We start from the raw sequence: 275 nt of genomic DNA, 5'->3' as shown, positions 1-275 counted from the left end.
TTAGGGCGTCGATTCCGTGTTCATTGAATTGACTGCGCCATTTTCGAATAATCCCTGGAGAAGAGATATTGAAAATGACAGCTGCTTCGTTTGGAGACGTCCCATTCTCGTTCATATGGTTGAGTACATCTAGTTTAAATGGGATGGTGTACGCTGTATAGCTTTTTTCAAAAGCTTTTACGCCGTGATATTCGTATTGCTTAATCCACATACGCAAAACTTCATGATTGATTCCTAAGGATCTCGCAATGCTTTTAACCCCTTTATTTCCTGAC

General features: G+C 40.4%; 1 protein-coding gene. It reads right to left on the bottom strand.

Annotated elements, in window-relative coordinates; all coding sequences use genetic code 11:
- The coding region (locus tag MRBLPE1_RS16820; RefSeq protein WP_364147394.1) for a helix-turn-helix domain-containing protein at positions 1–275 on the bottom strand (275 nt) is incomplete at both ends.

The organism is Paenibacillus sp. LPE1-1-1.1, assembly GCF_040676435.1.
GTDB lineage: Bacteria > Bacillota > Bacilli > Paenibacillales > Paenibacillaceae > Pristimantibacillus.
The sequence above is the reverse complement of the archived record's forward strand: the minus strand, read 5'-3'. Positions and strand labels throughout refer to the sequence as shown.